This window comes from Leuconostoc sp. DB-1, assembly GCF_013414845.1.
GTDB lineage: Bacteria > Bacillota > Bacilli > Lactobacillales > Lactobacillaceae > Leuconostoc > Leuconostoc mesenteroides.
The window spans coordinates 1,701,305-1,728,188 of the sequence record NZ_JABFNJ010000001.1; the positions used below are offsets into that span (position 1 = coordinate 1,701,305).

General features: G+C 35.3%; 29 protein-coding genes. 6 read left to right on the plus strand and 23 right to left on the minus strand.

The window, feature by feature from the left end; all coding sequences use genetic code 11:
- Positions 1-101: 101 nt before the first annotated feature.
- The 15 genes from recQ to ulaG form a co-directional block, all read right to left on the minus strand.
- Positions 102-1,910 (minus strand): DNA helicase RecQ, encoded by a 1,809-nt coding sequence (gene recQ / locus HFP47_RS08355; RefSeq protein ID WP_011680508.1) that lies wholly within the window; start codon positions 1,908-1,910, stop codon positions 102-104.
- Between the two features lie 46 nt (positions 1,911-1,956).
- The gene (locus HFP47_RS08360; RefSeq protein WP_011680509.1) at positions 1,957-2,415 is read right to left on the minus strand and encodes a hypothetical protein; all 459 of its coding nucleotides are present in this window, start codon (positions 2,413-2,415) and stop codon (positions 1,957-1,959) included.
- 394 nt (positions 2,416-2,809) lie between these two features.
- The gene (locus HFP47_RS08365; protein ID WP_115231370.1) at positions 2,810-3,430 is read right to left on the minus strand and encodes a helix-turn-helix transcriptional regulator; all 621 of its coding nucleotides are present in this window, start codon (positions 3,428-3,430) and stop codon (positions 2,810-2,812) included.
- A gap of 464 nt (positions 3,431-3,894) precedes the next feature.
- Positions 3,895-4,749, minus strand: a complete 855-nt coding sequence (locus HFP47_RS08370) for a hypothetical protein (protein ID WP_115231371.1) — start codon at positions 4,747-4,749, stop codon at positions 3,895-3,897.
- 142 nt (positions 4,750-4,891) lie between these two features.
- Complete coding sequence (locus HFP47_RS08375; protein WP_050895092.1) at positions 4,892-5,260, minus strand: hypothetical protein; 369 nt, start codon at positions 5,258-5,260, stop codon at positions 4,892-4,894.
- A 9-nt stretch (positions 5,261-5,269) separates the two neighbouring features.
- The gene (locus tag HFP47_RS08380) at positions 5,270-5,737 is read right to left on the minus strand and encodes a hypothetical protein (RefSeq protein WP_050884532.1); all 468 of its coding nucleotides are present in this window, start codon (positions 5,735-5,737) and stop codon (positions 5,270-5,272) included.
- Between the two features lie 154 nt (positions 5,738-5,891).
- Positions 5,892-6,023: a hypothetical protein gene (locus tag HFP47_RS10745; protein WP_257229743.1), complete on the minus strand. Its 132-nt coding sequence runs from the start codon at positions 6,021-6,023 to the stop codon at positions 5,892-5,894.
- A 677-nt stretch (positions 6,024-6,700) separates the two neighbouring features.
- The gene (locus HFP47_RS08385; protein ID WP_102753570.1) at positions 6,701-7,069 is read right to left on the minus strand and encodes a hypothetical protein; all 369 of its coding nucleotides are present in this window, start codon (positions 7,067-7,069) and stop codon (positions 6,701-6,703) included.
- Between the two features lie 345 nt (positions 7,070-7,414).
- On the minus strand, positions 7,415-8,143 hold the full coding sequence (locus HFP47_RS08390; RefSeq protein ID WP_025268560.1) for an L-ribulose-5-phosphate 4-epimerase: 729 nt from the start codon (positions 8,141-8,143) through the stop codon (positions 7,415-7,417).
- A 2-nt stretch (positions 8,144-8,145) separates the two neighbouring features.
- Positions 8,146-9,009 (minus strand): L-ribulose-5-phosphate 3-epimerase, encoded by an 864-nt coding sequence (locus HFP47_RS08395; RefSeq protein ID WP_041775179.1) that lies wholly within the window; start codon positions 9,007-9,009, stop codon positions 8,146-8,148.
- Positions 9,010-9,011: 2 nt separating this feature from the next.
- Complete coding sequence (locus HFP47_RS08400; RefSeq protein ID WP_179876316.1) at positions 9,012-9,650, minus strand: 3-keto-L-gulonate-6-phosphate decarboxylase UlaD; 639 nt, start codon at positions 9,648-9,650, stop codon at positions 9,012-9,014.
- Positions 9,651-9,660: 10 nt separating this feature from the next.
- Positions 9,661-9,966 carry a PTS sugar transporter subunit IIB gene (locus HFP47_RS08405; protein WP_011680518.1) on the minus strand — a complete coding sequence of 102 codons (306 nt, stop codon included), beginning with the start codon at positions 9,964-9,966 and terminating at the stop codon, positions 9,661-9,663.
- Between the two features lie 36 nt (positions 9,967-10,002).
- A complete protein-coding gene (locus HFP47_RS08410; protein WP_011680519.1) occupies positions 10,003-11,514 on the minus strand; it encodes a PTS ascorbate transporter subunit IIC in 1,512 nt (503 codons plus the stop codon).
- 13 nt (positions 11,515-11,527) lie between these two features.
- Positions 11,528-12,004 carry a PTS sugar transporter subunit IIA gene (locus HFP47_RS08415; protein WP_179876317.1) on the minus strand — a complete coding sequence of 159 codons (477 nt, stop codon included), beginning with the start codon at positions 12,002-12,004 and terminating at the stop codon, positions 11,528-11,530.
- Between the two features lie 12 nt (positions 12,005-12,016).
- On the minus strand, positions 12,017-13,090 hold the full coding sequence (ulaG, locus tag HFP47_RS08420; protein ID WP_115231373.1) for an L-ascorbate 6-phosphate lactonase: 1,074 nt from the start codon (positions 13,088-13,090) through the stop codon (positions 12,017-12,019).
- 220 nt (positions 13,091-13,310) lie between these two features.
- Between ulaG and HFP47_RS08425 the strand changes: the two genes are divergently transcribed.
- The 3 genes from HFP47_RS08425 (at position 13,311) to HFP47_RS08435 (ending at position 16,729) form a co-directional block, all read left to right on the plus strand.
- Positions 13,311-14,822, plus strand: coding sequence for a transcriptional antiterminator (locus HFP47_RS08425; RefSeq protein WP_115231374.1), 1,512 nt, complete (start codon positions 13,311-13,313; stop codon positions 14,820-14,822).
- Complete coding sequence (locus tag HFP47_RS08430; RefSeq protein WP_014325226.1) at positions 14,812-15,633, plus strand: Cof-type HAD-IIB family hydrolase; 822 nt, start codon at positions 14,812-14,814, stop codon at positions 15,631-15,633. The genes HFP47_RS08425 and HFP47_RS08430 overlap by 11 nt, the downstream gene beginning before the upstream one ends.
- Positions 15,634-15,772: 139 nt before the next feature.
- Positions 15,773-16,729 carry a DMT family transporter gene (locus tag HFP47_RS08435; RefSeq protein WP_179876318.1) on the plus strand — a complete coding sequence of 319 codons (957 nt, stop codon included), beginning with the start codon at positions 15,773-15,775 and terminating at the stop codon, positions 16,727-16,729.
- A gap of 123 nt (positions 16,730-16,852) precedes the next feature.
- Here the strand turns inward: HFP47_RS08435 and HFP47_RS08440 are convergent, their stop codons facing one another.
- The 3 genes from HFP47_RS08440 to HFP47_RS08450 all read right to left on the minus strand — a co-directional run bounded on the left by HFP47_RS08440 (position 16,853) and on the right by HFP47_RS08450 (position 19,690).
- Positions 16,853-18,208 carry a PH domain-containing protein gene (locus HFP47_RS08440; protein WP_257229744.1) on the minus strand — a complete coding sequence of 452 codons (1,356 nt, stop codon included), beginning with the start codon at positions 18,206-18,208 and terminating at the stop codon, positions 16,853-16,855.
- A gap of 88 nt (positions 18,209-18,296) precedes the next feature.
- Positions 18,297-18,788, minus strand: coding sequence for a PH domain-containing protein (locus HFP47_RS08445; RefSeq protein WP_011680524.1), 492 nt, complete (start codon positions 18,786-18,788; stop codon positions 18,297-18,299).
- 473 nt (positions 18,789-19,261) lie between these two features.
- A complete protein-coding gene (locus HFP47_RS08450) occupies positions 19,262-19,690 on the minus strand; it encodes a MarR family winged helix-turn-helix transcriptional regulator (protein ID WP_011680525.1) in 429 nt (142 codons plus the stop codon).
- 157 nt (positions 19,691-19,847) lie between these two features.
- Here HFP47_RS08450 and HFP47_RS08455 point away from each other — a divergent pair, with 157 nt between their 5' ends.
- Complete coding sequence (locus tag HFP47_RS08455; protein WP_373562330.1) at positions 19,848-20,297, plus strand: GNAT family N-acetyltransferase; 450 nt, start codon at positions 19,848-19,850, stop codon at positions 20,295-20,297.
- Positions 20,298-20,303: 6 nt separating this feature from the next.
- On the opposite strand, the gene HFP47_RS08460 is transcribed toward HFP47_RS08455, so the two are convergent.
- The 3 genes from HFP47_RS08460 to HFP47_RS08470 all read right to left on the minus strand — a co-directional run bounded on the left by HFP47_RS08460 (position 20,304) and on the right by HFP47_RS08470 (position 23,606).
- The gene (locus tag HFP47_RS08460; RefSeq protein ID WP_179876321.1) at positions 20,304-21,659 is read right to left on the minus strand and encodes a Na+/H+ antiporter NhaC family protein; all 1,356 of its coding nucleotides are present in this window, start codon (positions 21,657-21,659) and stop codon (positions 20,304-20,306) included.
- A gap of 357 nt (positions 21,660-22,016) precedes the next feature.
- The gene (locus tag HFP47_RS08465) at positions 22,017-22,268 is read right to left on the minus strand and encodes a hypothetical protein (protein ID WP_014325236.1); all 252 of its coding nucleotides are present in this window, start codon (positions 22,266-22,268) and stop codon (positions 22,017-22,019) included.
- A 147-nt stretch (positions 22,269-22,415) separates the two neighbouring features.
- Positions 22,416-23,606 (minus strand): NADH-dependent flavin oxidoreductase, encoded by a 1,191-nt coding sequence (locus tag HFP47_RS08470; protein ID WP_050884522.1) that lies wholly within the window; start codon positions 23,604-23,606, stop codon positions 22,416-22,418.
- 141 nt (positions 23,607-23,747) lie between these two features.
- On the opposite strand from HFP47_RS08470, the gene HFP47_RS08475 reads away from it, so the two are divergent.
- Positions 23,748-24,128, plus strand: a complete 381-nt coding sequence (locus HFP47_RS08475; protein ID WP_115231378.1) for a helix-turn-helix domain-containing protein — start codon at positions 23,748-23,750, stop codon at positions 24,126-24,128.
- A gap of 160 nt (positions 24,129-24,288) precedes the next feature.
- Here HFP47_RS08475 and HFP47_RS08480 read toward each other — a convergent pair whose 3' ends face one another.
- A complete protein-coding gene (locus HFP47_RS08480; RefSeq protein ID WP_179876322.1) occupies positions 24,289-25,263 on the minus strand; it encodes an aldo/keto reductase in 975 nt (324 codons plus the stop codon).
- A 92-nt stretch (positions 25,264-25,355) separates the two neighbouring features.
- Here HFP47_RS08480 and HFP47_RS08485 point away from each other — a divergent pair, with 92 nt between their 5' ends.
- Positions 25,356-25,826: a MarR family winged helix-turn-helix transcriptional regulator gene (locus tag HFP47_RS08485; protein ID WP_010285549.1), complete on the plus strand. Its 471-nt coding sequence runs from the start codon at positions 25,356-25,358 to the stop codon at positions 25,824-25,826.
- A gap of 10 nt (positions 25,827-25,836) precedes the next feature.
- Here the strand turns inward: HFP47_RS08485 and HFP47_RS08490 are convergent, their stop codons facing one another.
- Positions 25,837-26,814 (minus strand): aldo/keto reductase, encoded by a 978-nt coding sequence (locus HFP47_RS08490; protein ID WP_102753815.1) that lies wholly within the window; start codon positions 26,812-26,814, stop codon positions 25,837-25,839.
- Positions 26,815-26,884: the final 70 nt, after the last annotated feature.

Sequence of the window (26,884 nt, forward strand, 5' to 3'; positions counted from 1 at the left end):
CTCGCTTGAATTTCCGCTCGTTATCTACTCTTCGCTTCAACGATTTTAATATCCTAATAATACCTTAAGATAATTATGAATATTTGTCAATACGTTTATGATTAAACTACAATAAAATCATTAATAACCTTTGCAAAATCATTATGATAAATTTCAAACTTCTTTTCACCCACACCAGAGATTGCTAAGAACTCTGTATCAGTTTGCGGACGCGCCTGTGCCATACTCATTAACGTTTTGTCTGAGAATATTAAGAAAGGTGGCAAACCAGCGGCCCGAGCTAATTCTAAACGTTTTTCCTTTAACTTTGCAAACAGACGATTATCTTCGTCGGAAAGTTTCAAATCATCAGTAGTCACTTTCTGACTGACAATACGTACCTTCTCAAGACGTTTTTTAATCTCAATTTCACCTTTTAATACTTCGGCACCTAACGATGTTACTTTTAACACGGGAAACTCTGCTCCCTCGAAACGTAAATATCCTTCAGCCGTTAAGTAGTCAATAAAGCGCGTCAGCTCTTTTAGCGTTCGCTCTTTCATCAAACCAAACGTTGGTAAATCATGTAAAAACTCATACTTACGCACACTAGCATCATTTGATCCTTTTAAAACCTTAGCGACCATCGTTTTACCAAAGCGTTGATTCATACGCATCACATTAGCCAGCACTTTTTGCGCATCTACCGTAACATCAACCCACTCGCGCGTATCCAAACAATTCGAGCAATGACCACAATCTTCTGTCACCGTTTCACCGAAGTATTGCAATAAATACCGTGCTAAGCAAGTTTGCGTATTAGCAAAAGCGTTCATTTCTCGAATTTTGTCATATTCATTTTGCTTGTGTTCTTCTGAACCTTCTGACTTTTGAACAAAGAATTCTTGCAGATGCATATCCTGTGGTGCATATAATAATATAGCTTCGGCGGGTAACCCATCACGACCCGCACGGCCAATTTCCTGATAATATGCCTCAATGTTTCCCGGGACGGAGTAATGGATTACGTAGCGCACATTTGGTTTATTAATACCCATCCCAAAAGCGTTTGTAGCCACAATAACTGGATTTTCATCATATAGAAACGCTTCTTGCTGTCTTTGACGTTCCTTTTCAGATAATCCAGCATGGTAACGACCTGCATTAATGCCTATTTTATTCAAATAAGTGGTCAGTTCATCAACTTGCTTACGTGTTGCTGCATAAATAATACCAGTTTGTTCACGATTTTTTTGTAAATATTCAACCACATACTTTCGTTTGTCCTGATTATGTACAATATTCAAAGCCAGATTATCTCGCGCAAAGCCGGTCAAGACCGTATCATCATCGTCTACTTGTAACAATTGTTGTAGGTTTTCACGAACACGCTCTGTTGCGGTGGCCGTCAAACCAAGAACTGCTGGATGTCCAGAAATTTGTTCCAACAAGGGTAGAATATTCAGATAACTCGGACGAAAGTCATGTCCCCATTGTGATAAAACGTGGGCTTCGTCAACAGCAATTAACTCAATATTGAGACTTTGAACAAAACTAAAAAAGCTAGGGACCTCTAGTCGTTCAGGCGCAACATACAACATTTTGTAAAGCCCATGTCTTAGGTCCGACATGCGTTGTGCTTGTTCTTGCCCATCAACTGTCGAATTCAAGAACGTCGCAGGAATGCCCATGGTGTTCAACCCGTCAACTTGGTCTTTCATTAACGAAATTAATGGGGAAATGACTAAGGTAATGCCTTCAAACATCATTGCTGGTAGCTGATAGGTAATTGATTTTCCACCACCAGTTGGCATAATAGCTAAAGCATGTTTATGTGCGAGTACTTTATTAATAACATCTAACTGACCAGCTCGAAAGTTATCGTACCCAAATTTTTCTTTTAAAATTGTTTGTGGATTCGCAGTTTGCATATTTTCTATTATAGCATGTGCCCTCTAACTAAAAAGCAGACGACGATTAGTTGTCATCTGCTCCCATTGGATTTAATTGAAACTTTATTGGCGTTATACGTCTTAGCAACCAGTTCATAATTGCTAAAATGCCTGACACAAGCGTTAACAACCAAAATTGCTTTACTTGAAAATTAGTAAACAACTGTAATAGAACAAAACCAATTGTAAACCAGCCAAAGTACGCAGCCATCGTATTGCCACCAATTCGCAATACTTTATCTAACAAGTTTTCCGATTCATTCTGAAAAAACTTAACATGTAACCAATCGAAAAAAAGCATGATAAATACAAAACTAACCAGATCCATAGAAACAAACTTCAATATCGTTATATAATCTCGCATGGGATTAAAACGTGTTGATCCTTGATATAACAACAAACCATATGTCATCATAATATCCGAACCAAATATGAATAATAACCAACTAATTGGCTTAGTTCGTACCATATCCCGAATTAACATATATCCCCCAAGAATTGATTCAACATCATGATTATCTTAAATTATTATATCATTTATCGGGTTCTTTAAATGGTTCCGGAACAAAACAAAAGATTATTTTTGATTGCATAGGGTGTTTCTTATAGCAGTTTGGTTTCGTTGACTACTAGTGACAAATAGAGACACAGTGAAAAGCCAAATGAGGTCACGATTATTATGTAAAGGACGTAAACAATATGAACATTTCATTTTATATAATTTTCGATAACATCCTTTTTTTAACTAGAACTCGTTTACCTAATAATAAAAAGTTCATTCGTGACATATTCTTACGTTAAGTCCATGTCTAGCTCGTACATACTTAGTATTTAAACATAGTTTGAATACTAAGTATAGAAATAAAGCATAGTTAAATTTACTTAGCACTTTTAACATTTCTTGGCCAAATGGGTTTATTCATGATAATTATTACGAGACCAACTAACATCGTTACGTAACAAGCAATATTTTTCGGATAATTGACTATCAACCAAAAAGACCCTATTGTTATTGCTAGACCTAAAACCATAAATAGTATTACAAAGGTATATCTAATTATTGGTGATATAGAATCAAAAGGATTTTCTTTTTGATTCTTATTAGGTTTTATCATAGAACAAAAAAGAAAGCCAAGGAACAACCATATCAAAAAAACAATATTACGAAGAAATGATTGTATATTTAAAATCCATACTAATGCTAACATACCAGTTAATGAAGAATATAATGTCACTACTATAGCCATCACAGTATCACGAAAACTATTATGACTGTCTTTGATAAGTTTAGCTTCTAACTGATTATTTCCGATAATTAGCTCATCTATTGTTACATCTAATATTCTAGCTATTTTGATAACCAATTCAATATCTGGTAAATTTCTTTCATTTTCCCAATTTGAAATGGTTTTAGGTGAAACATTTAATCTTTTAGCTAATTGTGTTTGTGACAGATTATGGGACAACCGCAATTGTTTTAAACTACTCGAAAATAACATGACATACCTCTGAACTTATTTTTACTAGTATGAATGAAATAATGGACGTTCAGCAAGTACTTTAACTAAAATTAGTATCTCGTCATTCAAGATATATTGATTTTGATGACTTTACGTAGATTATACAAAAAATAATATACGTTCATATGCTATAGGTATTATAAATTCTGTAAAGCTAAAATTTATAACTATACAAATATTTAGAACGCTTGAATAAAAAAAGCCCACAAGTTAATGCGAGCTCACCAATAAATGGCATTTATTTATCATTTTTTCTGAAATATTTATCACTAATAAAATTAACTATAGGCGATAAAATTACAAAACCAACCACCATGTAAACAATATCCCAAAACCAAAACGGTGTGCCTAACATATCAGGGAACTTTTTTAAGATATATGACAATATAGATATCACAATAAAATTTTCGAATAAATGATTTTTCAAAATGATATACCCCTATTTATTGAGTCATATAAACAGAATCACCCGTTCTATCCGTTTTTGAATATACTCCAACCCAACCATTTCCATTTTTATCTAAGTTATATGCTATATAAGTACCAGGATTAAGCTTTTGGGCTGCATAAGCAAAACCACCTGTTAAAGAGTATTGTTGAATCTTATTAACCGTGGCTACAGAAACACCTAAAGCACCTGCAACAACGCGTGGTAAAGCGACACATGTAGCTCTACCAGTTAATCCAGCAATGCCTAAATCAATTGCAGTAGCTAGAACATCACGACCTACAGCAATTCCAGTGTATGAAAAATACCCGTAGGCTACATTAGTTGCAGAACCATCATTATTGGCCACATTCAAATCAAACGACCTTTGTTCCGTAGTATACTTACCAGTATTTTCGTCGAGTGTAGTCTTGTCTACTGTCAAATATTGCCCATCATTCATAACAGTTACAGTTGTATTATCTTCTGAATTAGTAACCTTAACACCCGCTACTTTATCTTCATCAGTAGTGGCAGTAGTAACTTGTACATCTCCAGCGGACTCAGATTCTACGGTTGTCTCTTTTGAATCAGCAACTTGATTAAACTTGTCCTCAGCTACATCAGTATTTTCATTAGAAGTTTTCACTACTTTAGCAGCTTTTTGTGTTTGTTTGTGAGTATACTCACCATTTTCAGAAACAGCTTTTTTTTCCGCTTGTTTTAACGTTGTAGCTTTAGAACTGCTGTAATTCCCCTTAGCTAGTTCATTAGCACTTACGTTATAAAAGCTTGAAATGCTTGGAGCTGTTGCAGTTATAATAGTTCCAGCAGCAATTAAACCTGCTGTTAATTTTAATGCTTTATTCATGTATTTTCTCCCCCATGGATAATGTTTTTATAAGCATGGATACTATTTAAACATGAATGACAAACGTATATCAACAGTTTTTGTGAAATTAATTACTTTTTATATATAAAAAGCACCCTTTGGGTCATAGGGCGTTTTTGAATTAAATTCCAGGTAATTTATTTTCTAGTTGATATGTTTGTGTTAAATACTTGGCAATTGGGTATAGGTCATCAATGTACATAATTGCCAAACCATTTAATACCTTAATAATAATTACATCATTAACATTTTTAAATATTTCTGGCTCTATTTTCTGATAAAATGCCTTAAAATCAGCTAGAGTATATTTACTAATATCATTATTATGTACTAATTGATGGGTTTTGGTTAATACATTAGAAAAAGTTTCCTCAGTACCTCCAAGATCTTGTATAACAAGTGCTATTGACACTGGTCTTATATACGAATCCCCTAGAAATGTTGCCATTTCCATTAATATTTGTCCTTGTAATCTAACATCTTCAAACATTTATATACCTCAAATAAATAAGCTAATAGCTATCTTAATTGCCTGTGCTACATTAGTAGCATCTGCTCTAGTTACACCTGCTTCCATCAAACTTCTAAGAGTTGCATCAAATGCTGCTTGTGCAGGTAAATCAGCCCATGATAACAATGGCTCGAGACCACCAGTAATATCATAATAGTAGATACTGAACGTTCTACCTGCTTTACTTCCCATTGTTTCAGTGACAATCCTAGTTGCAGCAGACTTGTTACGAATAATACCTTTGATGCCTTGTTTAACAATCCAAGTTCCACCAATTTTCGATTCTTTAAAAGTATCAGCGCCATACACATTACCAGCAGATGGTGTGAAAGTGTTAACTTGGATTGTAGCTGTTGCTTCATCCGCCGATACCTTTGGAGTGTCAACCGTTAGAGCTGTTGCCCCCATTATCCCTAAAGTACCTAAAAATAAGGCCGCAGACTTAAACATGTTCATAATAATTCCCCCTAATATTTATATTTTGTTATAAACATAGGTACTATTTAAACACGAATGATAAACGTATGTCAACCTGTTTTGTGATATTAATTACTTTTGTATATAAAAAAACCACTTGATTACAAGGGTTTTTATTTTTTCATTATTTAGGCTACACTCTTAAAGAAGCTAAATATACACCAGCGTTATACTCAGCATTCGCAATATCAAAATTAAAGTTTTTATTAATATCAAAAATTCCTAGTTTAGACTGATCTTTTGTAATAGAATCTAAGTATTTCATAAACTTATTGCTATCCTTAATTACGTAACTATAACAAATAATATCAACTGTACTACTTTTGTATATTTACAAACATTTTGTGCATATCAATTGCATATGGTCTATAGTCAAAAGGTTGCCCTACTAATTTACTATAATCTTTTTCACTTACATTCATTTTTTCCTTTCTGTGGCGCAACTCTAGCTCATACCGGTATTTAAACTAGCAATTCTTCTGATTATCCTATATATAATATAGCTCTCTAGTCCTATATAAGCCGTTTTAATCGCTACGGATATAAATTTTAGACAGTTTATGGCTATAATTACACATAAAAAGCCCACACGTTAATGTGAGCTTATTTCTTACCTTTTTTATCTAACTTTTTTATAACATAAGAACTAGTGAATCCAATAGAAAAGTATAGAATAGTCCATAGCCAAAGTAATTTAGGGTAGTTACTATATAGTATTCTCAGCGGAATCATTAAAATAGCAACTGGAATCATTACTTGTAGTAAATTTTTTTTCATTTATGACATCCTGCTTTATTCATACATTTTCTCCCCCATGGATAATATTTTTATAAGCATGGGTATTATTTAAACATTAATGATAAACGTGTGTCAACATTTTTTGTAAAATTAATCACTTTTGTATACATAAAAAGCACCCAAGGGATCATAGAGATTTTTGAATTAAATTCCAGGTAATTTATTATCTAGTTGATATGTTAGTGCTATATTTTTGGCAACTGGGTATAAATCTTCAATATACATACTTAACAAACCATTTAATACCTTAATAATAATTACATCATTAACATTTTTAAATATTTCTGGCTCTATTTTCTGATAGAATGCTTTAAAATCAGCTATAGTATATTGACTAATGTCATTATTATGTACTAACTGATGTGTTTTTGTTAAAACATTAGAAAAAGTTTCCTCAGTGCCTCCAAGGTCTTGTATAACAAGAGCAATTGAGACTGACCTCATATAAGAATCCCCTAGAAATGTTGCCATTTCCCCCAATATTTGTCCTTGTAATCTAACATCTTCAAACATTTATATACCCCAAATTAATAAGCTAATATTACACTCTAACCCACTTGCAATACCGCGATGCTTGTTATCTTCCATACTTCCTTGCAAACCTCTAAATTTTGCACTCTAAAGGCTGTATTTTGCGCTATGTTCATAATATCTTCACATAATTCATTTTTTATAAACATGAATACTATTAAACCTTAATGTTAAACGTTCGTTAATGCTTTTCAAAATTAATCATTACTTCTTTGGAAGGTAATCTATTTTACGAAACCTAAAATGAACCCGCTAACTTTACAAACATTTAATTTGTTCAAGTTAGCGGGTTCATTTTATTGATTTACGTAGGCCTTTTTTATTATATTAGGCGTGCGTAATGTGATTTCTTGATTGTGTTGATGACTGACCATAATAGGCATTATCGCCGTGCTTCCTATAATAATGTTTATCTAACAAGTATTGCGGAACATGAATTTCTGATCTTGTTGACTGCAAAGCATGGTAACTAATTTCTGCCGATACTTCGAGCACTTTAGCGTTGTATACGGATTTCTCTGGGGTCGTGCCCCATGTAAATGGGCCATGTTGACTGACCAAGGCAGCAGGCGTCGCGTCTGGGTCAAGCCCACGATGCTCAAACTCTGATACAATAACTTTCCCAGTATTTAGTTCGTAGGCCGTCTTAATTTCCTCTTCACTTAGGGCCGGTGCACAAGGAATATCCCCATAAAATGTATCGGCGTGCGTTGTACTGACAGCTGGGATATCCATTTTTGCCGCAGCAAACGAAACGCCCCAAGGTGAATGAGTATGCGTGATACCACCTATATTTAAAAAGTGTTGGTAGAGATAGGCGTGTGTAGGCGTGTCACTAGATGGATTGAGATTACCTTCTACAACTTCTCCGTCCAAATTAACCACAACCATATCGGAAGGTTTTAATTGGTCATACTCAATGCCAGAGGGTTTTATTACAAATAGCCCTTTTTCACGATCAATGCCTGAGACATTTCCCCATGTAAATGTTACTAATCCTAATTTAGGCAACGCCATATTAGCCTTATAAACTTCATTTTTAAGCTTTTCTAACATAATTACACCTCGATTAAAATTCCAGATTCGGTTAGTAAATCAACTATGAAATCATGAGCGTTCTCAATTTTATTAATGCAATCGCTCTCCTTTTCAGACCACATTTCAATTGTAAATGTACCCTGATAATCTAGTCGTCTTAACGTCTTAAATAATCCTAAGAATCCAACATTTCCTGTTCCAAAAGGTACGTTTTTAAATTTTCCTGGTGTATTTGACGTAACAGCTAGCGTATCTTTAACATGTATAGCAATAATACTGTCTAATCCTTCTGTCAAATCCTCTCCTGGATTATTTTCAGGCCAAGCTGAAATATTACCTAAATCTGGATATGCCTGAAGCCAAGGTGAAACAACGGATTTCTTAATCTTCTTCACCTTAGCAATCGAATTAATAAAAGTGTCATCCATTGTCTCAATGGAAATCATAACCTGGTTTTCAGCTGCAAAATCAACTACCCGCTGCAAGTTTTCAATGAAATTTTCACGTGTTAACACTGTCTTAGAACCATAATACTCATCATATCCAGCAATCTGTATGTTCCTGATTCCTAGGTCTTTAGCCAAGATAATTGCTTTCTTACACATGTTATATGATTGGGAGTATATTTTTGGATTCTCAGATCCAAGAGGATATTTTCTCAATGCGGACAGCATCATTGTATCAATTGGTATGCCTGTTTCGTACACATCTCGAACTAACTGAAACCGTTGTTCCTTGTTCCAATCTAAGCGTTCAATACGTTCATCTGTCTCATCAATTGAGATTTCTACAAAAGAGAATCCATGTTTTTTTGCTAAATTGAGTTTATCTCGCCAAGACATCTGAAAAGGTAATGACTTCTCGTTAATTCCAAGTTTTGCCATCGTTACGCCCAATACTTTTTAATCTCATTTTGAAAATCTTGGGCTGTCTTAGCAGGATTCTTTTGCCCTGTAATTGCACGACCTGCAATAAATGTGTATACGGGAACGCCTTTGAATAATTTAATCGTATCGATATTTAGTCCACCTGTAACAGATACTTTGAACCCCATATCCACAAAACGTTTTACAATGTCCAAATCTTTTTTACCCCAAACCTCTCCTGCTAATAATGCGTCTCGGCTTTGATGATAAATGACTTGTTCGATACCAATTTTTTGCCATTCTTTAGCCCGGTCCCAGTTCCATGCTGAATAGAGCTCGACTTGAATGCCATCCAACACAGATTTAGCTGATTTCATTGTTGCAATTGTAGCTGAATCAATTACTGTCATCAGGTCAGCCCCAGCATCCTTAGAATTCTGTGCGACTGTCGACCCCGCGTCAGCACATTTTGTATCAGAGGCAATAATCTTATCTGGAAACATCTCTCGCAGTACGCGAATGGCTTGCTGGCCTGCTTGTAATTCTAGAATTGTCCCAACTTCTACAATATCGACAATTGGTCCTGCTAGATGAGCAATTCTTGCTGCATCTGCCAATGTATTTTGATCTAAAGCTATTTGTAAATTAGGTTTCGTCATTATCATATCCTCACTTTTTATATTTTTCTTCAAAATCTGTTTCATCAATGATGCGTTGGGTGATTTCTTTATCGCTCATAACATTCTTCACACCAACGACCGTCACACCTTTTTTACTGGCATCTTCAAACATACTGACAAAGTTTAAAGGTGTGAAAACTGCGTCATACTGACTTGCTGTCGACTTTCCTTCAGCAATACTTGTATGATTAATCTTACTGATTGGAATACCTAGTTTTTTCATTGATTTTTCAACACTCTTCATCATCATCAAACTGGTACCCGATCCATTGGCACAAGATACTAAAATATTCATAATAATTTCTCCATTTCTTTTTAATTACAAATTGTTTTATTCAATTCCCTTATTTTCTTTATATGCATCGTAATCCTCAACCATTAAGAAATAGTTTTTTGGATCTTTACGATATTCTAGTTGAGGAATCAAGAGTAAGATTGCCGCTACCAGCACTACTCCAAAGTAACCTAAGTATTTCAAAATAACTGTAAACACTGGCCAAACCGTATCCCAATCAAACATACCCAAGTAACCACCAAACTTAGACATACCAATCCATGTTGAAATTAGCGCAGCGCCAACTACTTGAATAATGCCTGAGAAGAAGGGTAATATCATCGCCGCTTTTGCACCCGCACGATTATTGGCAATAACACCAAAGACCGCATTATCGAAGAAGAGGGGGATAAAACCAGCAATTATAATTGTTGGTGAATGAAAGATCATCAATGCACCAATAGCTAAGAATTGACCCAATGCACCAAACAAGAAACCGATTGTTACTGCGTTTTGTTCTCCAAAAGCAAATGTTGCTGCCACATCAATTCCAGGCACAGAATTTGGCAAGATTGTGTCACTGATACCTGTAAAGCTTTCAGTTAATTCGCCAACGAAGGTACGAACCCCTAGTTGTAAAATTGCCAAATTGACAGCAAATCCCAATGATGTAGTCAAAATGTAGAAGAAGAAACTAGTTCCTTGGGCTAACCCTGAAGTCCCCTTACTAGTAATAAACAATTGATGGAAATAGTTTTCTCCTAACACAACCATGATGATTCCAAAGAACAAGAACATCAGGATAGCCGTTGCTACCATGTTTTCATTGAATATTCTCAAAAACCCAGGAAGCGTTATATCTTCTAAACGTTTTGCTGATTTAGTCTTGCTTTTATCAGAAGACTTTTTCATTTTGTCGGAAATCCACGCAACCAAAGCAATTCCAAACATTTGCTGATGCGCAATGGCAAATCCGCCACCATCTGTAAGTTGTTGTGTTGCTTTGATGGTCATATTCGATCCAACCGCCCAATATAAACCGAGTAACACGCCCATCACCAGCAGCACTTCAATTCGTCCTAAGCTAGGAATGGCAAAGAGTAGAATCCAGAATGCTGTCGCAGCTTGTTGCACTTGAACATTTCCTGTTGTAAACACTGCTCGTAATTTTGTATATTTTGAAAATCGAACGAGCAAAATGTTAAAAACAAATGCAATCAACAACAGAATCATCACATCACCAAACGAACGGCCAAATGTTTTCTCTAATCCATCCGTAACAGCATTTTGACCAAAATACGGATCAATTACTGTCGCTGTAAGATGAAAACGATCTTTCAAACCTGTTAAAATCGGACGAAAACTGGTTACTAATCCGTTTGACCCCACTATCAAAATCATATAACCAATCGTGGCTTTTAAAAACCCAGCCAAACTTTCATACCAAGGTTTCTTTTCCAACATATACCCAATCAATACAATGAAACCAATCATGTATGCTGGCTGAGTTAAAATATTATCAGCAAAGAATTCCCAAATTTTTAATATTCCTGCTAGTATGCTATCCATTTTATTCTCCTCATTATTCTGCAGGGATACTCTCAAAATGATTCATAACTTGATTAAAATCATCTAGTGTTTCGATATTAGATAACGCTTCAATCATGCCATCGATCATTAATAAAGCCATCAAATTTTGAATGTTTTCTAAGTGTTGTTCTTCGTTTTTAGCAGCCAGTGTGAAAAATAGTTTTCCTTGTTTTTCTGGATTTCCTTCTTCAAAAGACACCATCTCACTGAATTTAGCGAAGCCAATACCTGTACCTAAAACACCGGGTCCAGTAGCCAATGCATGTGGCATTACAACTCCTGGAACTATCACAATATACGCACCATTGACTTCGACGTTTTTGATGATTTCATTTATATAAGCGTCAGTGATAATTTCTTTTTCCTTTAAATTTTCACTGGCAATACGTAGTGCTTCACGCCAATCTTGCGGTGTCTCATCATAAATACGTACCAAGTCATTATCATGAAAATATTTAAGCATCGTCATTTTATTGCTCCTTTAGAGGAATGATGGGAATGGCACATCATTGTCCGTTGAAAAGACATCTGAAAATCCTCGATCATAATGGTATTGGATTTCATCCTTATCTTGTGGAAATGTATAGCTCCCGCCAACCTTCCATACAAATGGATGGAACTGATAATTAAGCGTGTCCTTCTTCATTTGCCAAAGTTTTACAATTTCTTGTGGATCAGCATCAAAGTTAGACCAAATATCATAGTGAACTGGAATAACCACCTTTGCCTTTAGATCTTCTGCTGAACGAAGTACATCAATTGACGTAACCTTATCAGTAATTCCTCTTGGGTTTTCGCCATAATTAATAATTTCAACATCTATATCATTTTCATTACCATGCTTAGCAAACATATTAGACATATGGGAATCAGCCGCATGATACAAATTACCACCAGATGTTTTAAGTAAGTAGTTCACTGCAATTTCGTCCATATCCTGTGGTAAAGCACCTCTAATTTTCACATCTGGCTCTACCGTTAATAAAGCTGTGCGATCGAAGGCTTCTAAAGCTTTAATCGTTACCGATTTTACCGTGACCTCATCCCCTGGATGAACTACAACAGTACGATCAGCTGGCACACCCCAACTTTCCCAGATATCAACGACTGCCTGAGGCCCAATAAACTTTGTTTCGGGGCTACTATTTTGTAGCACAGCTGCTGCTGTATTAATATCTAAGTGATCTGAGTGGATATGTGTTACTAGAAGTGCATCTACGTTCTTTATAGCATATGGGTCAATAACAAATGGTTGCAAACGTAGATTGGGTTGCATTTTTTGAACACCACTCATTCGCATCATCTGGTGCCCTTTTTTCATTAAACCGGACCCATGCGATTGTTTTCCAGTACCGTTCCACAAATCTACTAAGATGTTGGTATTTTCGTGTGTTTTAATCCAAACACCATTATTGGCCAGCCACCACATTCGGAAATTATTTTCCGGTACTTGTGATGCTTCAATTTCTTCGTTTAACCAAGTTCCCCACTCTGGAAATGTATTCTCAATCCAGTTTTCACGTGTTGCTTCTTGAACATTCTTTGCTTTTACCATAGTATTTAAACCCTTTCTATAAATAACTAAACTTTAAATGTATGCGCTTACATTATTTGCTACAACTCTATTATTAAACATGATAAAATAAAAAAACAGTCCCATTCCGCCACAAAAAGAGCGCTCTAATGAGACTGTTTACCTTCTCTTCCACATTGTAAAATAAACATAAACTAGGGATGATATTATTTGTTCACATATAGGAGAGGAACGATTAAAAATGCAAGTGTCAAACATGAATTATGCGAAATTTATTAATTATATAGCCACACAAGAACTATTACCGAACGTACAGACCATGGCAAATCGTTTGAACTTGTCTAGCCGTAAAATTTATTATCTACTTCAGGCAGCAAATTCCGATTTACGTTCATCAAACCAACCTTTTCTTGTTCCAAGCACAAAAATTTCAGATTCTCAAATTTCTGTATTAAAAAATAAGCTATCACACGCGCCATCCGATGAATACCTTACTTCGTATGAACGGCAGCAGATCATGGATATTTGTATTGCCCTCCCCTTAAAAAAATGGACTCTATCTGCATTTCAATCTTTATTTGATGTATCCAGAAATACCGTATTACGCGATATCGCAGATTTAAAAAAGAGAAAAAAATTTCGTCCTGAATTTTCTAAGAAAAATGGTTTTGAGTTTAAGGAACCTCGCTATGATTTATTAGTCCATGCATATAACAGTCTGATGCTACTGCAAAGTCACAGAAACCCGCTTAACTACTTTATTCACTCACTAGATGGAGAACCCTCTCACTCCAAATTTTTACTAGTCAGTGAAAAATTGAAAAATATGTACAAAGATTCTTTGGAAAAAAGTATCTCTATTTCTAATGCATTGACACTCACTATTTTTTCTGTTGTTTCTTCAATGTATAGTAGCCATCATCCTATTACTGAAGAAATGCTGTTCAATGATTCTGATATTACATCATTTACAAATCGGCGAGAACATAATATCATTCAAGACTATGCTCTTGTAGCAGAAACTAATTTTTCGATTCACATACCAACTTCTGTGAAACTATTTTTAACACTACAACTTCTTAGTGTTACCAAAGAGCAGGATGATCACTTTAGCTCACACTCGTTTCAAGACCTCTTGATTCTAAGTGAGCACATTGTTGATGCTTTTATGACTATTTCTCACATCACCAGTAAAAACACTGAAAGAAAAATACTGATCCGAGAAATACAGACTCAACTCAAACCGTTTTGGTACGCTGTTCGTTATCAGAATATTACTGTCTACGAATATTTATATCACGAACCACTTTTTGAAAAGTATGTTGTAGAATCCCTAAATCAATTAACTGATAGCGCTTTATATAACCATTTATTTCCTTACGGTTTGCTTCCAGATCAAATCAGTGTTCTAGCCATGATATTCTACAATTTCAGCCTATCTCAGCAAAAAGAGACCAAACTGAACATATTGATGGTTACATCCCTGCCAATATACAGCCAGAACTTATTTAAAACTGTCATTGAAAAAAACAGTACTGCCCCATGCGCACTGACTATTCATGCGCTAAATAGTTTTGATAATTCATCAAACAATGTCAATCAATTTGATTTAATTATTACTGAATCTACCGAAATCAGTACCAAACAACCAACATTTCTAATCGACAGTGAATTGAAAGAAAGTGAGTTCGATCGTCTTAAGACTGTTATATCACAAATCAATCCTATGGAGAAAATAACAAATGACAAATAAAATAAAAATGATTGCCCTAGATATGGACAATACGCTGCTTATGCCAAATAAAACCTTATCCGAAAGGAACATAAAAGTTCTACAAAGTCTACACACTATGGGGAAAAGCATAGTGCTGACCACTGGTCGCCCATTCCCCAACGTGCAGCCTTTCCTTTCACAACTGCAATTGAATCAAAATAATGATTACGCCATTCTATTTAACGGAGCAATTATCAAAAACATATATACAAATCAAAATCTAATCAATCATGTCTTTACTCTTTCAGACGTTGATGAAGTGTTTAACTTAATACATAATATTCGTTTGCCAATTGACCTTGTTACGCAAGACAACGTATATTCTATTAAAGATTTTGGAAAATCTGGGTATGTTGAATTAGTAGGGAAACTTATTCCTTATTCAGAAAAACTTTTATCTGAATTAACTCCAGATTTGATGTTTAATAAGTTTGTCGTCTGCGCCACGGACGCAGAGTTAAATTATTTAGAAAACGTTCTCCAACACACGCCCATACTAACTAAAAATATAAATTTTGTCAGATCAAGAAGAAATTTATTAGAGTTTGTTCCAAATAAGGTTAATAAGGGCGCTGCATTATCAAAACTACTCAAACAGTTGTCATTGACTCCAGATAATTTAATGGCCTTTGGTGATGAAGCAAATGATTACTCTATGTTGAGCTTAGCCAGAGTTTCAGTAGCTATGGATAATGCCATCCCATCGATTAAAAAAGTATCAACAAACATTACTAAGAGCAATGCAGAAGACGGCGTAGCTGAATTTTTGGAAAGTTATTTTTCATTGTAGTAGTTATAAAATTAATCAATTTTCTCTCTCAATCGAAATTCTTGACAAAACCATACGATTTTCCTAGGATAATATCTATGTTGATTAAATCATATGTATCTTATGATTCAGATATTTCTCAGAAAGTGGTGAAACCGTCATGCCTTTATTTATTCTTGGATTAGTCATTGGTTTTGGCTTGCCTATACAAACCGCAGTTAATTCCAAACTTCGCAGTGTGCTTGGTTCTGCATTTAATTCTTCGTTAGTTTCATTTGGTGTTGGAACACTTTTTCTAATAGCTGTAACACTAGTAACTACTCATTCTCTCACGATTAGTGGTTCCTTTTTTTCAACTGAACCTTGGTGGATTTGGATTGGTGGTGCGCTAGGTGTCATCTATTTAACCGGTAATATTGTCTTATTCCCCAAATTAGGTAGTGTCCAAACTGTCATTATGCCAATTCTTGGTCAAATTGTCATGAGTATGCTCATTGATAATTTTGGTTGGTTTTACTCTAAGCAACATGATTTTACTTGGTTTAGAGGAGTGGGCACCCTACTAGTTTTAGCCGGCGTCTTTCTTTCTGTTTCATTAACACAACTAGTCTTAAAGCAAAAAAACAGTCCAAAAGCAGCAACTTCACAAAATAATGAGTCAAACTACATAAGATTACCTTGGCAATTTCTGGGATTTGTAACCGGTATGCTTAGCGCTCTCCAAACAGCTATTAACGGTCATTTAGGTAAAGTAATTAACTCCTCACTTAAGGCAGCTCTTATTTCATTCCTAGTCGGGTTTATAACACTGCTTATTATTGTCTTAATAAATCACTATGCTCATAAACCAAAACAAGCTATCCAACTTGTACAACAACCTTGGTGGATTTGGATTGGCGGTATCATTGGGTCTCTATTTGTCTTAGGAAATATTTTTCTAGTGCCGTTACTAGGCACTGGGTTGGTAGTTGTCATTGTCTTAGTTGGCCAAATTGCTGGCAGTCTGCTCGTAGACCAATTTGGGTGGTTTGGAGCTAAGAAAAATCCCATTTCAGTCATTCAACTTCTGGGTTTATTTTTCATGGTTGGTGGCGTTGTTTTAATTAAATTCTTTTAAAAAGTAAATACAATTATTCACCAACTTAAAATAAAAAATATAAAAACGTAAAACACCTATAAGTGTTTTACGTTTTTTATTAAGTGTCGACAAAATACATTCTGACATTGTCTATTGCAAAGTTCAAAGTCCCGTATTCATCCACTGTTTAAAATGATTAACCGTACTTTGTGGTACATATCGCAAATGAATAATATGATGCCCATTGCCATCCCTTACAATGACATCAAGGTGTAGTGCTTTTTTTCTAAAAACTGTTATGAACCCGCTTTCTCGCACCCCTTGAATTTTATCACGACGAATATAATAACCTTCCTTGCTAAAACCATTGCTTCGCTGTATATACACTAATTCTTGATTAAAACCAAGCTTTTGCTCGGTAATCGTCAGTGTGTTCTTCAGAATTAGTATAGCTGTTATCACCATCATGATGATGAAGAATAGCAACATATATGATCTTTGCAACATACTTGGAAAATAAAACATGACAACCGAAATTACCAAAGTCATTATAAAAATGTTGCGCAAAACACTGAAACGGACCTGATACCAAGCCGCTTTATCAATATTACTCACTTGCCAATGATCTACATCAAAATCAATAGACGTTAAGACCTTTTTTAAAGTGATCATGATTTTATCTATTGACGCCACAGGAATCAGAACCGTTTGGGCATCTTTTTCATCCTGACTCGCCGAAAGCAACACATTAACACTCACTAATCTTACCAAACGCCTTAACATTGTTTGACGAAGTTGTATCGTTTGTATTCTATTAAGTTTTAGTTGCATCGTTTTATGCGCTAAAAACCCACGTGAGATATCTAAATGATTGTTCTGATGTTCAATTTTAAAATTAAAATATCGATTAAATATTCTGAAAAAACCGATAAATATACCAACAATAACGGTTAAGACAAAAAGAATACAAAGTCCTGTCACAGATTGATGATTAAAGAAATCTTCAAAACTCGATTTTAAATTCTTTGGTAACATCTCATCAACTTGAGACCAAATCGTGAATAATACGACAACGCCACCTAACCCACCCAAGGATGTCAACGCATAGACGATCAATTCCTTTATGGTCACCTGATATTGAAGCTTCGTTGTTTCAATTGTCTCAAATTCTTTCTGAATACTATTTTGAGCAACCCGACGTTTTTGTTCAATTAGGTTAGCTTGTTTTATAGTTAATGCATCAAAAATCACATCTGGTTTTCCTTGACCTGACGTATCAATTTGCATACGCACAACATGAAAAGGTTGATAGTAAAAAGGTATCGTACGCGTTATCGTTTGAATTCGTTCAAATGGAATATACAGCTGATTTTTATTGAAAATACCTTTTTTTACAGTTAATTCGTGTTCATCAAACTCAAAGATAAAGAAAAACCACTGTACCCAAGCGCTTAGCAACAGAAGTAATAAGGTAACAATCACAATGATAGGAAAATATGTGAATCGGCTCTCATTCATATTGAATAGCCCCAAAAGAGCCGGCCATATAATCAATTTTATATTAGTTAACAAATTTATAAAAACAGCAAATAGACTTTGGTGTTGTTTAATCATCGGAAGCTACCTCACGTGCATGTAAAGCAGCTATTACCAATTGACCTCGCATTTTTTTTGCGGTCAATTCCTCAATTTCTCTAATCTTAAAACCATGTGCAGCAGTTTTGATTGACAAGTCCATTAATTTGAACTGGCGTAAAATAGGTCCTTGTGTTGTATCAACATTTTGAATACGATTTAAAGGAATAGTTTCTACTTTTCTAAATACAAATCCTCGATAAATATAAACCGCATGGTCATCTATGTAGTAACGCCTAAAATGGTAAAAATAATTAATCAACGCCATATGAATAAGCGGTATCGACACAACTATTAACATGAAGACTAAAGCAATATTTGTATAAATATCCCTTTTCGATTGTAAAAAAAGGATATAGACAGTGGCTAGTCCTATAAATGTAAACAAAAACCAAATGACATCATGGATCAACCAAACGAATTTGGCTGTTTTGGGTAATTGCACGGCATCTTCTGGTATCATATTCTTCCCTCGATCACTCTAAAATTATAATATTTAGTTTATCAAAGCAATTTACCGAATGCAAAAAAGTGACATCAATTTGAGACTTCAAATCATTGAATTACATCGGTTTACGATACTCGTTCATCAACATTTAAACCATCCTTGCATGATTATACGTTTTTCCTCTATATCTTGTATAACCTTGTTGGAACTCTGATGACATCAGTTCTCACAAATCATGGCTCATTCAGAATGGTACTGTCCACCATTTAGTATAATCTGTGTCGTTAAAAATATGTTCTTCATAACATTACCATCCACAATATATACGTGACAATGTTCCCATACACCTATTTCACATAAACATTAATACTGTTTCACGTTTACTTCATTAAAAAATACGCAAAAAACCGCTAGTAAAAATTTATTAGCGGTTTTGCTACTGTTCATCTTATTTTTCTGGTAACACTCACAATCACATACAAAACAGTCTATTTATCAAGATATTGCTGTATCTTATACATATCATCTCTGATTTCTAGCACTTCATCCTTTGTTAAACCATTAAAAAGTTTCAATATTTGCGCGTCTGTTGAATCATTAACATGTTCTAACACTTTAATGCCGTCATCAGTGATACTTAGAGAGTTTTTCCTGCTATCATTTAAAGACCTTGTCTTTTCAATCAATTCATCTTTCTTTAATTTACGAAGAATTCTACTCATATAGCTTCTATCAATATTTAATTTAGCGACTAGATCATTAGCTATGTATTCACCGTTTTTTTCCCTTATCTCAAATAAGACTCGTGCCTCCGTGATAGAGTATTCTGTATTTGAAATTTTGCTGTCCAACATACCTATAACAGTTGCATAGAAGCGGTTAAACCGTCTGATATCATCAATAATTTCTTTATCCATAATCCCTCATTTAGTTGACTAAGTCCACAAATAGTGATACTATATCCTCAAATATGGACATAAGCAACAATTTCGTTGTTTAATATCTATTATATATCATTGATAGGAGCATGCTTGTTATGATTATTAGAACAATAAAAAAGAGGATAATTTGATTGTGAAAAAAATTATCCAAGAATCTCTAGAATCTTTAAACTTTGCTATTGAAGGGACTGCATACTTTGATCCCCAATTGGGCCGCCTCAATGAATACTATGATAATTTAGATAACGCAAAATATTGGGTAGTCGAATTAGATAATAAAATAGTTGGCGGTATCGGGATTGCACCATTTGACAATGAACAAGGAATTTGTGAGCTTCAAAAGTTATATCTAATTCCTGAAGCACAAGGATTAGGAATCTCCAAAAAATTGATGGAAACCGCGTTATCCTTTGCCAGCACTCATTATAAGTCCTGTTATCTGGAAACAAATCATGATCTTAAAGTTGCTTGTATTTTATACGAAAAATTTGGCTTTAAATTATTAAATTCTCCAATTTCTGGTTCTGGGCATTTTGCAATGAATGCTTGGTATTTGAAGGATCTAGAGGTAGTAAACCAATAGCATTTTTCAATCTTTTATTTGTTTCAACCCAATACCAGTTAGCGCAGAAGCAATTGACATCACAGGCGACAACAATGCAAACAGCGTGAATGGTGCGAAAGCTAATACCGATACACCTAGTGTTTGCGCTGCAAAGGCACCAGCGACACCCCACGGCACTAAGTAATTTGTTACTGTACCACTATCTTCAATTGTTCTTCCCAACGCCAGCCCAGATAAGTTCACACGTGTAAAGCTATCTTTAAATAACTGCCCAGGTAAAATAGTCGCTAGATATTGTTCCCCAACCAAAAAGTTGGCGCCAATACCTGTTAATAGCGTTGCTAAAACTACTGATCCTTGGGATTGCAAATGTCCTACAACAGGTGCCATTACAGCTTTCAATATACCCAAACCATCTAATAGACCACCAAGCGCTAAGGCTAACATAATCATCATTACGGTATCCATCATTGAAGACATACCGCCACGATTCAGTAAAAGAATTAAGGTAGGATTGTTACTTGTCGTCTTGAAACCATGAACTAATAAGTCAGAAAAATCAGATACACTGTGTTGTGCTAAAAAAGCCGCGCTGGAAACCAAAATGTTAATCATTAAGGCCGCAATAGCTGGGATTTTAAACCAAGCGGTGACTACCAGCACAGAGAGTGGCACAATAGCCCACCACGTTGGTTGCAATAATGGTAATAATGAAGCAATTTTTTGTGTTGTTCCCGCACCCGAACGGTGGCCGAGACCAAGCATAATTGTCACAAGAAATGTTATCCCGAAAGCAGGTAATGTTGTCCACATTAAATTTTTGATATGCGCAAATAAATCCGTCTCTGAAATGGCACTTGCTAGGTTAGTTGAATCAGACAAGGGAGAACTTTTGTCCCCAAAAATAGCGCCAGAAAGGATAGTTCCAGCGACCAACGCTGGATTTAAGCCCATTAACGTTCCTACACCCATTAACGCCACACCCACAGTTGATAACGTTGTAAACGCACTACCAATTAACGTTCCTACTACGGCGGAAGTTAACAAAGCAGTTGGTAAAAAGAACTGGGGATTTAGCATTTTAAATCCAACCCAAACCATCGTAGGGATTACACCGGTAGCAAGCCAAAGTGCTATCAGGGCGCCTATTAGTAAAAATAAAAACAACGGTGCTATACCTGAAGTGATTCCCTTAATCAAAGCTGCTTGACTTTCTTGCCAACTCACACCTCGTAACCGAGCGACTAGGACAATCATACTAATCACTAGCAAAATCGGCACACTCGGCGATAGTCCAAAGCCAATAACAGCAGTAGCTAAAATAATAATTACAACAATCAACAATGTCGTCGATAACTTGGTAGTTAGTTTGTTTTCCATGTTTATCTCCCGCGAATAAGAACTATATTTCTGCAATAAAAAACGTCCCTGCTGTTATAAAACAGAAGGGACGAATCGACATTTACAGAAATCCGTGGTACCACCCAGCTTACGCGTCAAAAACGCATCACTTTAACATTTGATAACATGGTGTTGCCACGCTTAAATATTAATAGCTGTATTTCAGATAACGACACCTGCGCAGTTTTCACCAACCACTGCTTCTCTTCACCCCGAATGTCAATCTTACTTAGTATTTATGCTATTCACAGAAATTTCATTCTACTATGAAATTCTTTTTCTGTCAACTAAATCTCATATGTTACAAAATTTTCTCAAATCCATGTACAAAAATGCTTATTTATTAATAAGTTCAAGACCATATTCTGCTAACAATTTTTTGTCAGAAACACTATTTAATGAAATTCCTTTCGCTCTAAAGGAATCTAACAAAGTGGTTGTAATTTTTTTACTGTCCAATAGATCTTCGTGTTTTGTGTTGGTAAACTTGTACAGGGCATCAGTATCAACTATTCTGAAGACATGCTCTTTGCTTTCATAAATCACCGTTATATATTGTTGTAACCATTCACTTTTATTCTTAATCATAATTGAAGCCCACCTTTCTTAACCACATTGTACACCTAGCAAAGAAACTTTATCTAGAAAAGACATGTGTCTGCTTAAATGAGTTCAATATAATTAATCAAGTTTCTTATTGTGACTAATTTAACTTTATTAGTACAGTCGAGTCTATTAGCTTAGCTTCTTTTCTAACCCTTCCATTGGTGCTAATGCGTTTTGGTAGTCGCTTTGCGTTTCGATGTCATCAGTAAAATGCATGACGGAATAAAAGGACTCTCTTAAATAAACTTGCATGACAGATGGAATAGCCAATTCTGCCATATCGGACGGACTAATCAAAGTACGAATACTTTCCAAATCGTTTCTTTCAATCTTTTGAACCCATTGCGGCTCTCTAATGAATTCTCGACCAATAGCTACTAAATCTGCACCATCAGACATGACAGCATTAACATCATCTGGTGTTTCCACTGATCCTATACCAATAAGCGGTACTATATTCTTCGTATGTTGAGAAAACTGAGAAATTAACGTTTCCTTGTTCGCCTTATTGTTTAGAGATGTCCGTTTATAACTGCCCATAGATAGATGGATATAGTCTACTTTGTGCTTAATCTGATCAACGAAGAAAAGAGAATCTTCTAATCGAATACCGGGCTCCTCAATTTCTTCTGGGGAGATTCGATAACCGACTATGAATGGTTTTTTTGAATATTTTTTTACCGTTTTATTAACAGTTTCAATCACAGCTAATGGGAACTTTAGGCGCTTTCCTCTAGAACCACCCCACTCATCACTTCTTTGATTGGAATTTTCAGAATAAAATTGTTGCAACAAATAAGTGTTGGCGCCGTGTAGCTCGACGCCATCAAAACCTGCTTCAATCGCTCGCCTAGTTGCTTCGCCAAATTCAGTAATAATTTGGTGAACTTCTGAATCGTTTAATGCCCGTGGAGTCTCAGAATCAACTGGATAACTAGCAGCAATCGCACTAGCACTAACAGGGCGTTCCCCACGAAGGATAGCACTATTGGCTTTTCGACCTGCATGAAATATTTGCAAAATTGCTTTGGTACCGTCTTTATGAATAACCTTAGCTAATTTAGTTAATCCTGGTAGCATTGCGTCATGAGCAACTGATAATTCGCCTTCAAACCCTTTACCATTATCACTAACATTAGCAACACCAGTGATGATAATCCCCGGGCCGCCAGCACGAGCTGCATAATAATCAAGTTCATCGGTGGTTATCATGCCATTATAAAAACTAGTCATTGTTGTCATAGGTGACATCACAATATGATTTTTAATTACTAAGCCGCTATCAAATTTAAAACGAGACAAAAACTTTCGTTTTTCCATTGTATTATCCTTTCGGTCAATTGTTTCTTATTCCTGTACATGTAGTATACTGTTTACAGATATTGAAACAAGTACGCACTAATATGTACCATAGGAACTAAAAGGTACTCGTAGAATATATAAGGAGTCACGTAATTACTGATGGAAAAAATATATCATATCGGTGTAGAAGCAACTTTAGACGTGATTGGTGGCAAATGGAAACCAATCATATTATGTCATCTAGGCAATGGCCCTATTCGTACTGGCGAGCTCCGCCGTCGAATACCTAATATCGCCCAAAAAACGTTGACACAACAGCTACGCGAATTAGAAGAAGATGAAATTATTATACGCAAAGTCTATAATCAAGTGCCACCAAAAGTAGAATATTACTTATCTGAGGAAGGTAAGACTTTGCGAGAAGTATTAATAGCAATGTCTATTTGGGGTGAAAAACGAGTCAGAAAATTGCAAAGTAATATGCAAGCAGTCAATTTATTGAATAATAATCACAATGGCTATTTGAAATTCGATGATTAATATTAAACCTTTCTCGCTAATTATCTGGCATGTGATTAAAACTATTATCATCAAATTTATTTATATAGTCAATATTTTATGCTCCACTTATTTTATATTTACCAATAACATTGTCAGTGGCCATTTTGATTCAAAAAACTAATATAATAAATTTAAAGCATTATAAACCTTCTGAAATACGGTTCAACCGTTCAATGTCGCTGTTAGACAAATCGAAATTCAAAGCCTCTACGTTATCTTGCGCCTGTTGTATTTTAGATGCTCCTGGGATCGCTAAAACTGTATCCCCTTGAGCATTAATTAACCAGTTTAAAGAAATCTGAGAAATTGTCATACCATAGTTTAGTGATAACCTCTTTAGTTCTTGATAAAGTGGTTCAGTCCTTTGCAAGGTTTTGGTAGTCAGATTCGACTGTAGCTTTCTAAAACGACTCACCTTGGATAAAGATTCTGGTTGTTCATGAAATCGCCCTGTTAATAATCCTTGTTGCAAAGGCGAGTAAGCAATTATTGTTATCCCTAATTCTTTAGCAGCCTCTAGTGTGCCATTTTTCTCAGGACTACGGTGTAGTAAATTATATTTAACTTGATTGGAAGCAAGTGTCATCCCATACTCTTGCAGTAAATGATGGGCTTTGACCATTTGTTTAGCAGAAAAGTTGCTCACCCCAATCTGTTTCACTTTGTGTTGTTCTGCAAGCGACACCATGGCTTCAATCTGCTTTCTTAAAGTTGACCGAGATGTCGGTTGATGAATTTGATATAAATCAATGGTCGGTACTTGTAGGTATTCTAAACGGTCATCAATCGTTTTAGCAATTGATGACGCCGAACGAGCCAAAGGAAACCATTTACTCGCGATGAAAGGATTGGTTGCTAAGGCTGCTTCTCTTTGCAAGCGCTGCGTTACTTCCCCAATAAATGTTTCAGAGGTTCCATTGCCATAAATTTCAGCTGTGTCTATCCAATTCATCCCATTCTGTAAGGAATGCTTGATAATTTCATAAACTGTCTCCGTCTCGGTATTTCCCCACATTGAGGTTCCGCTACTATTTTTTGTACTATATTGCCAGGTACCTAGTCCCAGTGGAGATAAATGCAGGTCAGTCTGTCCTAATTGTCTACTTTTATTCATGGTTATTTTATTTCCTTTTTTATTTTCAATCGTACGATGTTTGTGTAGTATGCTATTATAGATAAAAATACTTTTACTATAGGATGAAGAAAATGAATGATGCTGATTTATTAAGATATCTTATCAATGCTGTCCAAAAAGAAGGACAGAAAAAATATGCTGAGTTCTTAGCTCCTCTTGGTATAACACCTAATCAGAGTGAGGTGTTACAAGTTTTGTCAAAAAAAGAACCTCTATCATTAAAAGAATTAGGTAATCTACTAATTTGTGAAAGTAAGAGTCCTAGTCGATTAGTGCAACGATTGGTGCAAAATGGTTTCATCTATAAAAGTAAAGCCATTGATGATAATCGAAAATCAGTCCTACATTTGACCTCTAAGGGCCGTGAGTTAATACCTAGTATCAAGGAGAAAGAAAACCTATTTAATGCATATAATCTCTCCTCTCTATCTGACACGATTGATATTAAAACCTTTATTTCTGTTTTGAGATACCAAATAACTGGTACAGAGAGTGAACAAAAAATTGAAAAAAGAATGAAAATAGATTCATCATTAACTTGATGAATCTATTTTACTTTTCCAATTCGTCCATTAACATACTAGGATAACGACTGCCATGTGTATTAGATTCATCAAATATTTTATCTAAAATATGAATTATTTTATCATCAAGATCAATATGACTTGATGCAATATTTTCGTTAATGTGCTGAATTGACTTACTTCCTGGGATAGCTATTAAGTTACTGTTTTTTTGCAATAACCATGCCAAGGCTAGTTGTGAAGATGTCATTCCTAACTTTTGTGATAAATTACGAATTACTTTAAATACTTCCTGATTAGCAGTGAGATTGTCACCCTGAAACCTAGGCAAATATTGGCGTACGTCTTCTTTCGACGCATCCAAACTAAAGTCATCTGCAAAAAATCCTCTGCCCAATGGACTGTATGCTACAAATCCAATTTCATTTGCTTGTAAATAAGGCATTATTTCTTTCTCAACACCACGACTCCACAATGAATATTCGCTTTGAACCGCCGTTATAGGATGTGTTTGATGAGCTCTTTTAATCGTTGACAAAGAGGCTTCTGATATCCCAATGTATTTAACTTTACCCTCTTCAACTAGTCGAGACATTTCACCGATGCTTTCTTCAATTGGTACATCTGGGTCTACTCGATGCAGGTAGTACAAATCAATATACTCTCTATCTAAACGAATCAAAGACTTTTCAACTTCAGATCTAATATAATCAGGACGACCGTTGACTCTCTTTTGGTTCAATTGCATTTCTTGAATGCCCACTTTTGTGGCCACTGTCACTTGCTTGTCCACGCCTTTAAGTGCTTTTCCTAATAATTTTTCATTATGTCCGTTACCATAAACATTTGCAGTATCAAACAATGAAACGCCATTAACGACCGCCTGCCTAATTGACGCAATTGATTCCTTGTCATCAGCGCGACCGTACGTGCTACTCATACCCATGCACCCCAACCCGACTGATGAAACTTTTAACCCTTGCGACCCTAAATTTCTTTGTAGCATTTTCTTTTCCTTTTTTTGTAATAATTTGATAAATACATGATACATCATCTATTGTTTATAAACAACATAT

Coding starts and splice junctions, on each gene's coding strand:
- recQ (WP_011680508.1), bottom strand. CDS start 1,910: ATGCAAACTGCGAATCCACAAACAATTTTAAAAGAAAAATTTGGGTAC.
- HFP47_RS08360 (WP_011680509.1), bottom strand. CDS start 2,415: ATGTTAATTCGGGATATGGTACGAACTAAGCCAATTAGTTGGTTATTA.
- HFP47_RS08365 (WP_115231370.1), bottom strand. CDS start 3,430: ATGTTATTTTCGAGTAGTTTAAAACAATTGCGGTTGTCCCATAATCTG.
- HFP47_RS08370 (WP_115231371.1), bottom strand. CDS start 4,749: ATGAATAAAGCATTAAAATTAACAGCAGGTTTAATTGCTGCTGGAACT.
- HFP47_RS08375 (WP_050895092.1), bottom strand. CDS start 5,260: ATGTTTGAAGATGTTAGATTACAAGGACAAATATTAATGGAAATGGCA.
- HFP47_RS08380 (WP_050884532.1), bottom strand. CDS start 5,737: ATGAACATGTTTAAGTCTGCGGCCTTATTTTTAGGTACTTTAGGGATA.
- HFP47_RS10745 (WP_257229743.1), bottom strand. CDS start 6,023: ATGAAATACTTAGATTCTATTACAAAAGATCAGTCTAAACTAGGAATT.
- HFP47_RS08385 (WP_102753570.1), bottom strand. CDS start 7,069: ATGTTTGAAGATGTTAGATTACAAGGACAAATATTGGGGGAAATGGCA.
- HFP47_RS08390 (WP_025268560.1), bottom strand. CDS start 8,143: ATGTTAGAAAAGCTTAAAAATGAAGTTTATAAGGCTAATATGGCGTTG.
- HFP47_RS08395 (WP_041775179.1), bottom strand. CDS start 9,009: ATGGCAAAACTTGGAATTAACGAGAAGTCATTACCTTTTCAGATGTCT.
- HFP47_RS08400 (WP_179876316.1), bottom strand. CDS start 9,650: ATGACGAAACCTAATTTACAAATAGCTTTAGATCAAAATACATTGGCA.
- HFP47_RS08405 (WP_011680518.1), bottom strand. CDS start 9,966: ATGAATATTTTAGTATCTTGTGCCAATGGATCGGGTACCAGTTTGATG.
- HFP47_RS08410 (WP_011680519.1), bottom strand. CDS start 11,514: ATGGATAGCATACTAGCAGGAATATTAAAAATTTGGGAATTCTTTGCT.
- HFP47_RS08415 (WP_179876317.1), bottom strand. CDS start 12,004: ATGACGATGCTTAAATATTTTCATGATAATGACTTGGTACGTATTTAT.
- ulaG (WP_115231373.1), bottom strand. CDS start 13,090: ATGGTAAAAGCAAAGAATGTTCAAGAAGCAACACGTGAAAACTGGATT.
- HFP47_RS08425 (WP_115231374.1), top strand. CDS start 13,311: ATGCAAGTGTCAAACATGAATTATGCGAAATTTATTAATTATATAGCC.
- HFP47_RS08430 (WP_014325226.1), top strand. CDS start 14,812: ATGACAAATAAAATAAAAATGATTGCCCTAGATATGGACAATACGCTG.
- HFP47_RS08435 (WP_179876318.1), top strand. CDS start 15,773: ATGCCTTTATTTATTCTTGGATTAGTCATTGGTTTTGGCTTGCCTATA.
- HFP47_RS08440 (WP_257229744.1), bottom strand. CDS start 18,208: ATGAATGAGAGCCGATTCACATATTTTCCTATCATTGTGATTGTTACC.
- HFP47_RS08445 (WP_011680524.1), bottom strand. CDS start 18,788: ATGATACCAGAAGATGCCGTGCAATTACCCAAAACAGCCAAATTCGTT.
- HFP47_RS08450 (WP_011680525.1), bottom strand. CDS start 19,690: ATGGATAAAGAAATTATTGATGATATCAGACGGTTTAACCGCTTCTAT.
- HFP47_RS08460 (WP_179876321.1), bottom strand. CDS start 21,659: ATGGAAAACAAACTAACTACCAAGTTATCGACGACATTGTTGATTGTT.
- HFP47_RS08465 (WP_014325236.1), bottom strand. CDS start 22,268: ATGATTAAGAATAAAAGTGAATGGTTACAACAATATATAACGGTGATT.
- HFP47_RS08470 (WP_050884522.1), bottom strand. CDS start 23,606: ATGGAAAAACGAAAGTTTTTGTCTCGTTTTAAATTTGATAGCGGCTTA.
- HFP47_RS08475 (WP_115231378.1), top strand. CDS start 23,748: ATGGAAAAAATATATCATATCGGTGTAGAAGCAACTTTAGACGTGATT.
- HFP47_RS08480 (WP_179876322.1), bottom strand. CDS start 25,263: ATGAATAAAAGTAGACAATTAGGACAGACTGACCTGCATTTATCTCCA.
- HFP47_RS08485 (WP_010285549.1), top strand. CDS start 25,356: ATGAATGATGCTGATTTATTAAGATATCTTATCAATGCTGTCCAAAAA.
- HFP47_RS08490 (WP_102753815.1), bottom strand. CDS start 26,814: ATGCTACAAAGAAATTTAGGGTCGCAAGGGTTAAAAGTTTCATCAGTC.